The sequence below is a fragment of the Sorangium sp. So ce693 genome (assembly GCF_051521375.1).
GTDB classification, from domain to species: domain Bacteria; phylum Myxococcota_A; class Polyangia; order Polyangiales; family Polyangiaceae; genus Sorangium; species Sorangium atrum.
The window spans coordinates 9,581,701-9,594,990 of record NZ_CP150347.1; the positions used below are offsets into that span (position 1 = coordinate 9,581,701).

A 13,290-nucleotide genomic window follows, 5' to 3' on the forward strand; every position below is an offset into this window, starting at 1 on the left:
CCCATCTCGGCCGCCGTCCCGCGGCGATCGGCGCGCAGGCAGGCTGCTTCACGGCGGCGTGGCGATACCCTAGCCTGGCCGTGGCTCTCCGCCGCGCCGCGAGCGCCCCAAGGAAAGAAGGACCATGGCCGTCACCTCTGGCTTCGACCTCACGAGCGAACGCTTCTTCGCCGATCCATTCCCGACGCTCGATCGGCTCCGCACCGAGGCGCCGGTCTATTTCTTCGAGCCGTTGCAGTGCATCATCATCACCGCTCCTGCCGATATCGAGGGGCTCGTGAAGGACTCGAGCTTCACCGCGCGGCGGGCGACGGCGCTCCTCGGCGGCCTCGGCATGCTCGGCGAGGACGAGCTCTCGAGAAAAATGTTCGACTCCCTGTCGCGGCTCGCCTTCTTTCAGGACCCGCCGCGCCACACGAAGCTTCGACAGCTCATCATGAAAGGGTTCTCGCCGTCGGCCGTCGAGTGGATGCGCCCGCGGGTCGTGGGGCTCGTGCAGCGCGCCGTCGAGGAGGCGCGGCGCGACGGCGAGATGGATGTCGTCTCGGCGTTCTCCGAGGCGGTGGCGCTCAACACGCTCGCCGAGATGTTCGTGATACCGGAGTCCGATCGGCCGCAGTTCATGAGATGGTCGACGGACCTCCTGAAGCTCGCAGGCGGCGGGGTCAGCTCGGAGGAGCAAAAGCGGGCGGTGAAGCAGAGCTGCTGCGACATGGTCGACTACATGATGCGGCTCGTCGAGGAGCGCCGGAAGGCGCCGGGCGAAGACGTCGCGAGCCGGTTCATCGAGGCAGAGGACGGAGACACCGAGCTTGCGGGCGAGGCGGCCATGCAATGCTTCCAGATGGTCGCCGCGGGATTCGTGACCTCCGTGAACCAGATCGCGAACACCGTGCTCGCGCTCCTCGACCACCCCGCTGAGCTCGCGAAGCTCCGGGAGGCGCCAGGCCTCGTCCGCGGCGCGGTCGAGGAGAGCCTGCGCTTCGAGCCGTCCGTGCTCTCCCTCAGCCGCATGTGCGCCAGGAACACGGAGATCCGGGGCACCAGGGTCTCCGAGGGGCAGTTCGTCTTCGCGATGATCGCCGCGGCGAACCGCGATCCCGGGCTGTTCTCCGAGCCCGACCGCTTCGATATCACCCGGCAGCAGAGCCGGCACCTGACCTTCGGGAGCGGCGCTCATTACTGCCCGGGTGCCCCGCTCATCCGGATGGAAGTGGAGGAGTCGGTGCGCGCCCTGCTCTCGCTGCCGCGTTGGGAGCTCGCCGAACAGACGTTGAGCTACGCCGGCTCGAACCTGCAGGACCGCGGGCCGAGCTCGCTGCGCGTTCGCTTCCCCGCCGCCTGAAGCGGGCGGCCTCGGCCCATCACCACGATCACCGCGGGACCGAGCTGCGGCGCTGCCCGGCGCGGGCAGCCAGCTCGGGCCTCCCGCTGGACGATGCAAACCCCGTCCTCGGCTGGCCCGGCGTCACGATTGGCTTGCGGACGTTCTGACTTGAGCGCGGGTGCCGACGGAGGAGAGGACCCGCTCGAGCTCAATGGGATCGATTGGCTTCGTCATGTGCAGATCGAACCCCGCCTCCCGGGCGCGGCGGCGATCTTCCGCGTGGCCGTACCCGGTCTGAGCGATGAGGTAGGCCCGCGCCGTGGCGGGATCGGCGCGCAGCGCCCGCGCGAGGGCGTACCCATCCATCCCCGGCAATCCGAGGTCGCAGAGCACCACGTCGGGCGCGAGCGTGCGCCCCATGGCGAGCCCCGCGGGGCCCGTGTACGCGACCTCGGCCTGATACCCGAGGAGGGCCAGCAATTGCTTGAGGATGTCCGCCATGTCGCGGTTGTCCTCGACCACGAGCACCCGGAGCGACTCCTCCCGCGACGCGGTCGCAGGCCGGACGGGCTCCGGTCGTCGGATGGAACGAACTGGCGCGGAGGAGAGCGGCAATCGGACGCGGAAGGTCGATCCGAGCCCTGGGCCCTCGCTGTGGGCCTCGACGGATCCGCCGTGCATCGCGATCAGGCTGTGCACGAGCGAGAGCCCGAGGCCGAGGCCGCCGCGCCGTCGATCAAGGCTGCTGTCGGCCTGACTGAAGGTCTCGAAGACGAGCGGGATCATCGATGGATCCATGCCGATCCCCGAATCCTCCACCACGATCACCGCGGTGTTCGTCGCCGGATCCGTCTCCAGGCAGGCGCCCACCCGGCCCCCCGCGTCCGTGAATTTGAGCGCATTGTGCAGGAGGTTGCCGATGACCTGCGCGAGGCGCGTGTGATCCCCGGAGGCCCAGACCGGCTCGTCCGGGAGGGACACCAGAAGCTCGATGCCATTGCCCCGGAACGTCGGCGCATAATCGTCCGTGACCTGACGGACGATCCGCGCGAGATCACAGGGCTCCTTTCGCAGCTCGATCTTGCCCCGGGCGATACGCGACACGTCGAGCAGATCGTCGATCATCCGGGCCATGTGCGCCACCTGGCGCTCGATCATCTCGCGCGTCCGGACGGCCTCGGGCGCGTCGCCGCCGGTGATGTCGAGGACCTGAATGGCCGTGCGAATGGGCGCGAGCGGATTGCGCAATTCGTGGGCGAGCATCACCAGGAACTCGTCCTTGCGGCGATCGGCCGCCCGGAGGGCCTGCTCGCTCTCGAGCAGCGCCTGCTCTGCCTGCTTTCGTTCGGTCACCTCCTGCACCACGACGTTGATGCCGAGCATCGTGCCCGCCTCGTCGCGCACGGGGTGGACGCTGACCAGCCAATCGTGGTCCCCCTCGGGCCGCGCAACCCGGAGCTCGCAATCCGTCACCTCCTGCCCCGTCTCGAGGACACGCTCGCAGAGGTCCTTGAAAGGCGTGACCTCGGGGATGAACTCGCCGAGCGTGCGGCCGAGGTGCTCGGAGATGGGCCGACCGGTGATGCGCGCGAGCGTCTCGTTGACGCTCACGTACCGGAGATCCCGGTCGAGGAAGCAGAGGCCGACGGGGGCCGTCGAATACACGTTCTGCAGGAGCGCGAGGTGGCGCTGCGCGGCCTGCTCGCTCGCGCGCAAGCTCCTGCAGAGGCGATTGCGTTCGAGGACGGCTGCCACCTGCACGCTCAGCGTCTGCATGAGCGAGAGCTCGTCGGCGTCCATGTGCGAGCGTTTGCTGGTGGCGAAGGCCAGGGTCCCGAGCAGTCGGTCGTGCGAGATGAGCGGATATCCCGCATAGGCCTGAACGCCCGCCTTTTTCAGCTCCGACCCGCATTCCAGGGTCGAGCGCTGGAGATCGAAGGCGATGAGGGGCATCCGGGTCGCCGCCACGGTCCCGCACATGAACTGGCCGAACCTGATCGTCCGATATCGCTGCTCGTCCTCGGGCGAGATGCCCGCGGCCGACTCGAGGACGAGGGTATTCGGCTCGTCGCCGATCATGTAATTGAAGTAGAGCTCGACGCCGAGGTCGTTTGCCAGCTCCTCGAAGAGGGATCCGAGGAGAGCCGAAGGCTCGTCGCAGAGGACGAGCCGACTCGCGGCTTTTGCCAGGATCCGCAGGTGCGCGTGCCTGGCTCGCGCTTGCCCGGGCGTCTCGGCCGCAAGAACCAATTTCGGGTTGGGCGGCACGTGTACCCATCGGGCGGCACCGAGGGCTTCCTCGAGCCAACCCCCCTTTGCCTCCACCGTGCAGTGTACTGCGCGGCAGGCACGGCGCCATGGCGACGCTCGCCGAGTCCGAGCGCCCGCATTTCGCAGAATTTCCAGCGCCCGGTCGAGCAGACCTCCTCGTCGACAACGAGCCCCGCGCGCGGCGTCTCAGCGGCTGGCCGCCGCCCAGCTGGCCAGCGGGTGCGCCTCGAACCAGCGCCGGGTGGCCGCGGCGCCGTTCTCGATCAGCGCGTCCATCTGGGCGGGGGTGATCTCGAAATCGGTGGTGGGGATGTTCGCGTTGTCGATGAAGACGGTCCTCTGGATGGCCGCGCTGTCGAGGTGCAGGAGGGTCGAGGTATCGAGGATGAACGAGGTAAGGGCCTTTACATAGCCCTCCAGGTCGTCGATGCGAGCCGGCAGAGGGCGCCAGCCGTCCTTTGCGGAGTCGATCTGCGCCTTCGTCCCCAGGCTGAAGCCGAGCGTGCCGGGGTTGACGCCGACCGCCTTGCCGAGCAGGCCCAGGATCGGCCGGCGGTGCGTGCCGTCGAAGAGGTCGATGGGGTAATTCCACGACACGCCGCCGTCCACGTAGAGGTCGCCGCGGAAGGGATAGGCCTCGAAGAAGAGAGGGATGCTCATCGACATGCGCACGGCCTGGTAGACGGGGACGTCCGCCTGCGCCTCGGCGGAGAAGACCTCGGCCACCTGCCTTGTGAGGTTGGTCGTCACGACGTAGAGCGCGCGCGCCCTGCCCGGGTGCTGCGCGGCGAGGGCCTGGAGGTCGCCGAAGGTGAGGTCGGGCTGGGCGCGCCCCGTGAGGACCCCGGTGAGCTCGGCGATCTGGGCGCGGAGCCAGGTCTCGAACGCCTTGCCCGTGGTCGTGGTCGTGGTCGTGGTCGTGGTCGTAATCGTGGTCGTGGTCGTAATCGTGGTCGTGGTCGTGGTCGTGGTCGTGGTCGTTCACGGCCTACCGTTGACGACCACGACCACGACCACGACCACGACCACGACCACGTAAACGTTGACGTTGACGTTGACGTTCACGTTGGTGAACGACGGCCGAGTGTTTCGGCTAACCGATGTTGCTCGGCCGGTACCAGTCAAAGTTGTTGTGGAACGGAAAGCTGTTGATCCCCAGGCTGATGCTGGCGTCGAGCGCGCGGACGTGGTGCCACCAGCCCACCGGGATGAAGAGCGCCTCGCCCGGCTCGAGCACGACGTCCTTCACGAGCACCGGGGCCATCGAGCCTTGCTCCGGGTCCCGATCGGCGTACATCGCGCGTGCGCCGTCGAACAGCGACGTCTCGAACGGCGCGATCATGCGGTAACGCTTCCTGCCGTACACCTGCCCGAACAGGATGTTGGACGTGTCGTAGTGCAGCGGCGTGACGGTCCCGGCAGGGCCGAGCCAGAGCGCCGAGGCGCCCAGCAGCCGCTGAACGGCGCAGTACCCGTCCGGGAGCACCACGTCGTCCAGCAGCGCGCCGAGCCTCGTCCGCTCGAGGACGCGGTTGTTGGCGACCATGTAGAAGTCGTTCGTCTCCTCGCGCGCGGCGCCGACGATGCGCGCGACGAAGTCGCGCAGCCGCGTGCTCTCCGTGTGCCGCGCCGCGTGCATGTCGTAGTCGGGATCGCTCTGGCGTCCTGTCGTGACGTCGACCACGACATCGCCGAAGCGCTCGGAGAGGTAGTCCGGCGTCCACCGGCCGAAGGCGGGCCAGCGGGTCACGACGTCGGTCAGGATGACCGGGATGTTGCCGGCGACATAGACGTCGCGGAGCTCCTCGCCAGACACGCCGGAGCGCCGCGGAATTCGCGTCGGGTCGCATGCGGTCGACGCCATTCTCTGCTGGAGCCGCGCCAGCATCTCGTGCCGCCGCGCCGACCTGGCGAAGGGCCGAGCGGCGACGAAGATGGGCGAACGGACGATGGCAGAGAGCAACTCTCCGACCTGCGCGCTGCTGACGCCGGCCGCCTGGAGCTGCTGCGAGATCACGCCCTCGGGCACGCCCCGCAGCAGGTTCTCCGTGGCCCAGCGCCACCACTCGGGCGCAACTTCCAGCTCGCGTTCCTGTTCGCCCATCTTCGACCTCACGATGTTGGGGAGCGCAACGGTGCGACGATCGAGCGCCTCACTTGCACGGGGGAGGAGGCGGCATCGGCGGGATGATCTCCCCACCCTCGCAATCCGGAGGAGGCGGCGACATCGGCGGGATGATCTCCCCATCTTCCCCGTCCGGCGGCGGCGGCGGCATCGGCGGGATGATCTCCCCATCCTCCCCGTCCGGAGGAGGCGGCGGCATCGGCGGGATGATCTCCCCATCTTCCCCGTCCGGCGGCGGCGGCGGCATCGGCGGGATGATCTCCCCACCCTCGCAATCCGGAGGAGGCGGTGGCATCGGCGGGATGATCTCGCCATCCTCCCCGTCCGGCGGCGGCGCCATCGGCGGGATGATCTCCTCGTCCGGAGGCGGCGGCGGCATCGGCGGGATGATCTCGCCTTGATCGCCCGGGTCGTGTCCCTCGTCGACGCCCGCAGGACCACAGGCGACCACGAAGACGGCAGCAGCCGCTGCGGCCGCTCGAGACACCCGCTGCACCAGGGCCGCCGTCCTAGGCGGCGGCGTGGGCAGCGGCGATAACAAGGCTGCATCGTCCGGAAGAAAGCTACGTGACATGAACACCTCCGCTGGCGTCAGCGTGCAGGGCATGTGCCATCTCGCTATCGCCGGATATCCCTGAAGATCTCGCCTTCTACAGCGCCGCCTGCCCCCCCGTCGCGCGTGGCTCAGAGTGGCTCAGCGGCGCGCGGCTCACCGCAGGACCCGCGCGAGCGCCGCGTCGTCGACCTCCTCCTCGGCGGCGTGCTCGAGCGCCGCGCGCAACGCATCGTCGGCCGTGGCCCCGGCGGCGACGCGGATGTGCTCCTGCGCCTCGGGGTAGCCGGCGACGCGCAGGAACAAGGCGGCGCCCACCCGGCGATCCCGCGGGGCGCTGGCGTCGTCGAGGGCGTGGAGCGCGTCCTCGGGGGTCAGGCCGGCGGCGCGGTAATCGCCGGCGGCGAGCAGCTTGCGGAGGTCCTCGCGCCAGGCCCCAAGCTCGCGGCCGCGCCGCTCCAACGCCTCGGCGCCGCGCAGCGCCGCGCCGCCCGCGGTGGCGCCCTCGTGCGCATCGCGGATGCGCTGCGCGAGCGCCTCGGTCAGGGTGTCCTTTGCCCGGAGCACGACCGAGCCGCCGCCCCGGCGAGAGAGGAGGAGCCGCTCGCCGAGCGTCCGGACCGCGGCGAGCTCGGCGTAGGGGATCCAGGCGGTCGAGAAGGGCCGCTCGACGCGCACGCCGTCGGTGCCCACCACGACCTGGGTGCTGCGCGCAGCGCGGCGAAGGAGCCACGTCGACACCAGGGCGAGGCCGGCCCACACCACGACCGGCCAGAAGCTGCCGGGGTTCGACAGCGGCCTGGTGAGCGCCGAGATCACGATGAGCCAGAGGATCGTGAAGACCGGCACACCGACGCAGCCGGCTGCGAGCTCGCGGTGGACGCTGCCGAGCGAGACCGCGACGCGCCGCTCCGTGGGGCCGATCCCGAGGGCGGCGAGCAGGCGCGCCCCCTCCTCCTCGCGCGCGACGTGCACCTCGATCACCTGCCCGCGGCGCAGGCATAGCTCCACGCGGACGTGCGGATCCGACAGGACCAGGCCAGAGCGGATGTCGGTGCGCGGGATCGATCGCTTCACGGCGCCGGAGGTGAAGCGCAGGCCGGCCGCGTCGGCGGTCACATGCGCCGGCCCCTTCCCGCCGACGGCGGTGGTGGCGAACAGGGCGCTCAAGAAGGAGAGGCCCAAGGCGACGAGCACGCCGGGCAGGGTCAGGAACAGAGCGCTGACCGCGAACCTGCCGAGGCTCGGATCGTGGAGCACGCCTGCGAGGACCGAGGCGATCACGCTGACGAGGAAGGGCCCCACGATCGCGAGCAGCGCGAGGCCTCCGAAGATGCGGCCGAGGGCCTCGTGGCGCCTCGCGACGCGGCGGCTGGTGAGCCTGAAGCCAGATCGGGAGGTCGCCCTCATCGCGCGGGCCATTCTGCGCTCTTTGTCGGGGAGATCTCCAGCGCGTACTTCTCGGATCGTCTCTTGGCCTCGTTGGCCGTGCTCCCCTTGCGCCCGGCCCACGCGACGATCGGCTTGCCGGGCTGCGCGAAGCCGCCTCGATCCCCCGGAGAAGATGCGCCGAGTGATGCGCCGAGGCCGCAGCCTCCCGTCATCACCTGCGGCCCCGGCGAGGCAGGCGCGGCCCCGAAAGGGCACCCATCAACGCAGCCGTCGGCACCCCCGTAACCCATGTTTCCCGCAGGCAAACCGATGCGACGAGCATGGCACATGGTTCGCTTGGCCCCTCTGCGTCATCTGATCCTCGTCAGGGCGCCGCATTCCTGGCGAACACGACGCCCTGGCCAGAATATCGATTACGTTGCTCAAGCGAGAAATGAACCACCAAGGCGCCATGAGACGCCAGAAGACGCCATAAGAAGAACAAATACCTTGGCGTCTCCTGGCGTCTCATGGCGCCTTGGCGTTCAAAATCCTGCGTTTTTCAGGCAGTTTCAACCCATTTGTCGCTCTAGGCTCAATCTGGAGGGTTCTTTCATGGTAAGGATGAAGAAAGTGTGGCTGGCTATCCTGGTGGCGGCCGTGGCCGGGGGCGCCGGTGCCGCGGCGCTCCCGAGCGCAGCGATCGCCGCGGGGAAGTGCGACGGCAAGGCGAAGCCCTGTCCGCTCCAGCAGTGGATGCGCGACAACGCAGGTACGCCCATGGCATCCGGCGACCTCCTCGCGGTTGTGAAGGCGATGGAGAAGGCGGGCAACTTCGGCGGTCCTGACATGACGGACTGGGCCAAGATGGCCAAGAAGACGGCCGACGACGCCAGGGCCAACAAGACGGACGACGTGAAGGCCGACTGCAAAACGTGCCACGACGCCTACAAGGCTGCCTATATCAAGAACGAGGCTCTCCGGAACAAGCCGCTCCCGTAAGCAGCGCAGAGAGCCGATCCGCCCGAGAGCGGGGGGGCGCCAGGCGGGCCATTCGGGCAGCCGGGGCCGCTCGGCCGCCGCAACTGCAGTACTAACCGTGGATCCAGTAGCGGTAACCGTTGGTGCGGAAGGGCACGTCGAGCTCGCGGCAGATCTCGGCGATCACATCGGGGGTGAAGAAGTAGTTGCGAATGCGGGCGATGTGCTCACCGTCGGTCTCGACGGTCCAGGCGGTGCGCACAGCGGGCCCGGTGTCGTGATCGAACCAGAGGAGCAGCAAGAGCTCGCCGCGATGCTCGCGCACCTCGCAGCGGGGCGGGCCGCCGAGGTAGCCCACCAGGTGACGGGCATCGACCCCGCCGGCGTCGGTGGTCGTGATCGGCGAGAGGCTCCCGACGAACGACCCGGTGCGCGGATCGGCCGGGGGCTCGCGCCCATACTCGGTCACCACGCCGACGATCTCGGTGATCGAGCTGTCGAGGAGCAGCGAGGTCAGGGCCTGCAGGTCGCGGGCGTTGAAGGCGGCGCAGAAGGCGTCGAGCACGCCCGGCGCGGGCGCCCGGGGCTCGTCGGCCTCGGGCGCCACGAGCTTGCCGCGGCCGCGGTGCAGCGCCGTCTTCACGGCGCCGACCGAGGTCGAGAGCGACGCGGCGACCTCCTCGAGCGAGAGATCGAACACGTCCTTGAGCACGACCGCCGCGCGCTCCTGGGGCGACAGGTGCGCGACCAGGGCGCCGGCGGCCTCGCGCGACGCCCGCTCATCGGGCGCGTGCCCTGGCGCCGCGGGCTCACCGATCGCGTCGCGCTCGAGCCGCTGCCGCCGGGCGCGGTCGATCCAGAGGTTCGACGCCACCCGGAACAGCCAGGCGCGCGGGTTGGGCAGCTCATGGAACAGGGTGCCGAGCGTGACGAAGCCGCGGGCCATGGTGTCCTGCACCAGGTCCTCGGCGTCCCAGCCACGCGGGTGTTGGCCCACGCGGCGTGCGTCAGGGTCCGGGACAGCACCACCTTGGGCAGGGCGTTCATCTTGCGCGCGAACGCGAGGTCCTGCGGCGAGCGCGGGCGCGCCTCGGCGTCGGGCCAGTACTGGAGCATGAGCTCGTAGGAGGTGCGCCCGTACACGGCCAGGCCGACGGAGTCGATCATCTCGTCGCAGTACCGCTCGAACTGCGGGTTGCCGTCCTGGAACCAGTCCAGCTCGCGGCCCGGGCCCTCGATGTAGCCGTCGAGGGAGGTGATCATGGAGACGTAGAGGCGTCGTTCGGTCGGGGTTGTCGTCGTCATGGCCCACCGACGAACGGCACGGCCGGAAGGATACGGGGGGCGAGAAAATTTTTGGAAGGAGAGGAAGAAGGAGAGATTCACGGGGAGGCGGGGAGGCGAGAGACGGGATCCGTCGTTCGAACCATCACGTGTCCTCCCTCGGGCTGGACGATGCCTGCGGGCCGGTCGATTCGAATTGACGCGGACAATGTGAACGTTCACAATCGGCCTGAATCGTATCTGTTTGCTTCGCCCTGCATGGGTCGTCATGCGCACCGAGGCGTTCGTCATCCGATCGCTCTCGGCGCTGATTCCGTTCGCTCGGACGTCTCCGATGCGATCACGGATGAGCTCTTGATGGGCTGCCGCTACGCCGTCTTCGACCACGCGACCCAGTCGCCCGGTGAGCCCATCACTGTCCAGGGCTTCGACGCGCCCCGCAGGAGCTAGCTGCCGCAACCGCTCACGGCGCGACGCACGGGCATCGGCGCTCGTGCGCCGAACGCCATCCTGACATGCATCCAAGAGCTCAGAGGAGATCATGCAACGACCTCGCGCCTTCCTTCTTCTGGCTGGGGCCACGCTCGCGACGACCAGCGCCCTGAGCGGCGCCGCACGTGCGCAGTCGAGCATCGACATCTCGATGACGGAGGCGCCCGCCACGCCGCGCCTGCAAGGCCCGTTCGTGTACGGTGCCGCGCCCTCGTCGCCGTTCTTGTTCGCCATCCCCGCCACCGGCCGGGCGCCGCTCGAGTTTTCTGTCTCGGGGCTGCCCGCGGGGCTCACGCTCACGTCGTCCACGGGGATCATCTCGGGGAAGACGCCGGCCGCCGGCTCCTATCCGGTCCAGGTCACCGTCACCAACGCCGCCGGCACGGCGAGCGCCACGTACACGCTGCAGTCCGGCAGCACGCTCGCCCTCACGCCTCCGATGGGCTGGAACAGCTACGACTCGTTCGGCGCGAGCGTCACCGAGCAGGACATGATCGAGCAAGCGCAAGCCGTGAGGACGTACCTCCAGCCGTACGGCTGGAACACCGTGGTCATCGACTATCGATGGTACGAGCCCGGGCAGCCGATCGACGCGAACGGCCGCTATGTGCCGGCCGCGGGCAAGTACCCATCGGCGACGGGCAGCAACGGTTTCAAGAGCCTCGCGGACGGCATCCACGCGATGGGCCTGGGCTTCGGCATCCACATCATGCGCGGCGTGCCGCGCAAATCGTACAACGCGAATCTCCCCATCGCGGGGTCGAGCTACACCACGCGCGACGCGGGCAACCCCGACGATCCCTGTCCCTGGGATGAGCACATGTGGGGCGTTCGCGGCGACACGCCGGCGGGACAGGCCTGGTACGACGCGCTCTTCCAGCAGTACGCGTCCTGGGGCGTCGATTTCGTGAAGATCGACGACATGCTCAACAACTCGACGCGCAGGTATCACCAGGCCGAGGCCGACGCGATCCACAGGGCCGTGGAGAAGACCGGGCGCTCGATCATGCTGAGCTTCTCGCCGGGTCCCAACGATCCCTCGTGGCTGATCGCCTCGTCCGGCCACCTGAACAGCAACGCCAACATGTGGCGCGTCGTGAACGACTTCTGGGATTACAACGCGCTCACCGATCTTCCCGGCGTGCTCCGCGCCGCGAGCACCTGGCAGGGCGTGGGCGACCTCACCCCGGGCCACTGGCCCGACCTCGACATGCTGCCGCTCGGCTACCTCGGCCCGCGCAACGAATGGCACGCGTCGGGTCAGACGAGGTTCACCAAAAACGAGCAGGTCACGATCATGTCGCTCTGGACCATGCTGCCGTCGCCGCTGATGTTCGGCGGCAACCCCGCGCGGCTCGGCTCGGACGCGTGGACGCTCGCGCTGCTCACCAACGAGGAGGTGCTCGCCGTGAACCAGGACGCGCTCGGCGCGCGCGGCCGCCGCACGACGGTGGACGGCGGCGAGATCTGGGTCCGTGACCTGAGCGGCGACCGCAAGGCCGTGGCGTTCTTCAATCATGGAGACCAGGACATGACGATGTCCGTGTCGCTCTCGCAGCTGGGCGTCACGGGAACGCCGGTGATCCGGGATCTGTGGCGTCGCGCCGACGTGAGCGGCATGAGCGACGCCCTGTCCGCCGACGTTCCCGCCGGCGCGGCGCTCATGTACACGTTGTCGCCGCCGGGCGGGATGGGCGAGGTCTCGAGCGCGGCCGCCACGAGCGGCTCGAGCGGAGGCGCAAGCACGAGCGAAGGCGGCGCCGGAGGAGGTGGAGGCGACACCGGAGGAGGTGGAGGCGCCGTGACGGCGGGCGTGAGCGCCGGCGGAGCCGGCAGCGGGGGAGAGGCCGGCGCTGCGGGCAGCACCGGCGAGCCGAGCGGCTGCGGCTGCACGGTGCCCGGCCACCGTCGCGCGCCCGCGGCGCTCCTCCTGCTCCTCGCCACGACGGCGCTCGGCGCGCTTCGTCGGCGAGCAGCCAGACGCAACGACGCGAACGTCGTCTGCCGCTGATCTTCGCGCCCCACCGCTCACGGACCGGCGCCAGCGTGAGCCTGCTCGACCTCTCGCCGCGTGGCTGCCCCGCGGATCCTGAAGTGGCCAAGCACGGTCCAGGCGTCGAGCACATCCTCCTCGCTCGGCGCCGGCCCGATGTTGTGGAGGACGAGCGGGATGCCGCGCGGCCCCTTGCGATCGCTGACGATGCCCACGTGGTCCGGCGTGCACGAAGGGCACGGCTTGAGGGCCCAGACCACGATATCGCCAGGCTCCCAGGCGCTCACCGCGGCCTCGTCGAACGTCCTGGGGAGCGACGTCGCGTGGGCGCGCAGGTACGTGAGCATCGGCCCGACGCGGCGATGATCGATGTTGCGATCGGGACGCTCGATTGTCGTGTAGACCGCCCGGCGCGCGAGGATGTCTTCGTGGATCTTCTCCTGGAGATCGATGCCCGCGGCGCGGACGGCGCGGACGATGACATCGGTGCAGACGCCGCGGTCCGGGGCCGGATCGCCGTTGGGGTAGCCGATCGCGACCCACGCGGGATCGTAGGTGACGCCCCGGGCGACCTCGAGGCGCGCGCGGGCGACGATCGGATCGGCGGACGCGGGCGCGATGGCGGGCTCGGCAGGAGGCGCTGGAGCAGGCTCAGGCGCGGGCGCGGGGAGCGACGCGGGCGCCTCTGCGCGTGCAGGCACAGGGGCCGACGCGTGACGGCTCTCGCGCGGAGCGGGCCCTTGCGAGCCACAGGCCAGGACGGTGACCGCGGCGATGCACGCCAGGAATCGTGAGCTCATGGCGCTTCATCGGCCGGAGCGGGCGATCTGTGACAGGGACGGCGCACGAGCGCCCCCAGGCCCTCCAGCGCCTCCCCCACCCCGCCCCGGCGG

The 13,290-nt window shown here is 69.6% G+C and carries 11 protein-coding genes and 1 pseudogene; 4 read left to right on the plus strand and 8 right to left on the minus strand.

The annotated features are described in order from the left end of the window. The first annotated feature begins 124 nt into the window (after nucleotides 1-124). The gene (locus WMF14_RS35795; RefSeq protein ID WP_437793481.1) at nucleotides 125-1,345 is read left to right on the plus strand and encodes a cytochrome P450; all 1,221 of its coding nucleotides are present in this window, start codon (nucleotides 125-127) and stop codon (nucleotides 1,343-1,345) included. 123 nt (nucleotides 1,346-1,468) lie between these two features. Here WMF14_RS35795 and WMF14_RS35800 read toward each other — a convergent pair whose 3' ends face one another. Beyond that, the gene (locus WMF14_RS35800) at nucleotides 1,469-3,595 is read right to left on the minus strand and encodes an ATP-binding protein (RefSeq protein ID WP_437793483.1); all 2,127 of its coding nucleotides are present in this window, start codon (nucleotides 3,593-3,595) and stop codon (nucleotides 1,469-1,471) included. A gap of 189 nt (nucleotides 3,596-3,784) precedes the next feature. Next, entirely contained in the window at nucleotides 3,785-4,528 is a 744-nt protein-coding gene (locus tag WMF14_RS35805) for a patatin-like phospholipase family protein (RefSeq protein ID WP_437804355.1), read from the minus strand. On the opposite strand from WMF14_RS35805, the gene WMF14_RS35810 reads away from it, so the two are divergent. Continuing rightward, complete coding sequence (locus tag WMF14_RS35810; RefSeq protein WP_437793485.1) at nucleotides 4,434-4,637, plus strand: hypothetical protein; 204 nt, start codon at nucleotides 4,434-4,436, stop codon at nucleotides 4,635-4,637. The two genes, WMF14_RS35805 and WMF14_RS35810, sit on opposite strands and share 95 nt — an antisense overlap. Nucleotides 4,638-4,691: 54 nt before the next feature. Here the strand turns inward: WMF14_RS35810 and WMF14_RS35815 are convergent, their stop codons facing one another. The 3 genes from WMF14_RS35815 to WMF14_RS35825 form a co-directional block, all read right to left on the minus strand. Next, nucleotides 4,692-5,702 (minus strand): cupin-like domain-containing protein, encoded by a 1,011-nt coding sequence (locus WMF14_RS35815; RefSeq protein WP_437793487.1) that lies wholly within the window; start codon nucleotides 5,700-5,702, stop codon nucleotides 4,692-4,694. Between the two features lie 49 nt (nucleotides 5,703-5,751). Beyond that, on the minus strand, nucleotides 5,752-6,219 hold the full coding sequence (locus WMF14_RS35820; RefSeq protein ID WP_437793489.1) for a hypothetical protein: 468 nt from the start codon (nucleotides 6,217-6,219) through the stop codon (nucleotides 5,752-5,754). 213 nt (nucleotides 6,220-6,432) lie between these two features. Next, on the minus strand, nucleotides 6,433-7,698 hold the full coding sequence (locus WMF14_RS35825) for a hypothetical protein (protein WP_437793491.1): 1,266 nt from the start codon (nucleotides 7,696-7,698) through the stop codon (nucleotides 6,433-6,435). A 582-nt stretch (nucleotides 7,699-8,280) separates the two neighbouring features. Between WMF14_RS35825 and WMF14_RS35830 the strand changes: the two genes are divergently transcribed. Beyond that, nucleotides 8,281-8,649 (plus strand): hypothetical protein, encoded by a 369-nt coding sequence (locus WMF14_RS35830; RefSeq protein WP_437793493.1) that lies wholly within the window; start codon nucleotides 8,281-8,283, stop codon nucleotides 8,647-8,649. A 91-nt stretch (nucleotides 8,650-8,740) separates the two neighbouring features. On the opposite strand, the gene WMF14_RS35835 is transcribed toward WMF14_RS35830, so the two are convergent. Both WMF14_RS35835 and WMF14_RS35840 read right to left on the minus strand, forming a co-directional pair. Continuing rightward, on the minus strand, nucleotides 8,741-9,625 hold the full coding sequence (locus WMF14_RS35835; RefSeq protein ID WP_437793495.1) for an RNA polymerase sigma factor: 885 nt from the start codon (nucleotides 9,623-9,625) through the stop codon (nucleotides 8,741-8,743). Between the two features lie 44 nt (nucleotides 9,626-9,669). Continuing rightward, nucleotides 9,670-10,203: pseudogene (locus WMF14_RS35840) on the minus strand (dihydrofolate reductase family protein); the annotation flags it as partial. A gap of 250 nt (nucleotides 10,204-10,453) precedes the next feature. On the opposite strand from WMF14_RS35840, the gene WMF14_RS35845 reads away from it, so the two are divergent. Then, nucleotides 10,454-12,415, plus strand: a complete 1,962-nt coding sequence (locus tag WMF14_RS35845; protein WP_437793497.1) for a putative Ig domain-containing protein — start codon at nucleotides 10,454-10,456, stop codon at nucleotides 12,413-12,415. Between the two features lie 17 nt (nucleotides 12,416-12,432). Here WMF14_RS35845 and WMF14_RS35850 read toward each other — a convergent pair whose 3' ends face one another. Next, nucleotides 12,433-13,197: a DUF1287 domain-containing protein gene (locus tag WMF14_RS35850; RefSeq protein ID WP_437793499.1), complete on the minus strand. Its 765-nt coding sequence runs from the start codon at nucleotides 13,195-13,197 to the stop codon at nucleotides 12,433-12,435. Nucleotides 13,198-13,290: the final 93 nt, after the last annotated feature.